Origin of the sequence: Pseudomonas sp. PDM22, from assembly GCF_014851965.1 — a bacterium.
In the GTDB taxonomy this organism is placed as follows: domain Bacteria; phylum Pseudomonadota; class Gammaproteobacteria; order Pseudomonadales; family Pseudomonadaceae; genus Pseudomonas.
The window spans coordinates 1-255 of the sequence record NZ_JACVAR010000060.1; the positions used below are offsets into that span (position 1 = coordinate 1).

General features: G+C 62.4%; 1 protein-coding gene. It reads right to left on the reverse strand.

The features are described from left to right. A partial coding sequence (locus IB255_RS30645) for an Ig-like domain-containing protein (RefSeq protein WP_192211304.1) occupies window positions 1-255 on the reverse strand: 255 nt, incomplete at both ends.

Sequence of the window (255 nt, forward strand, 5' to 3'; positions counted from 1 at the left end):
GGCGACGTTGCCGGCGGTGTCATGGGCCACCAGGGTGGCGTGGATGTTGGTTTCCTTGGCCAGATCGGCGCCGGAGACCGAGACACTCCAGTTGCCGTCCTTGTCGACCGCCGCGCTGTAGGTGGTGTCGTTGAGCTTGAAGCTCACCACGTCGCCAGACTTGAACTCGCCCGACGCCTTGCCGCTGATGATCTGCGGGCTCTTCGACTCGGTCAGGTTGACAATGTCGTCACCAGCCACGGTATTGATGGTCAG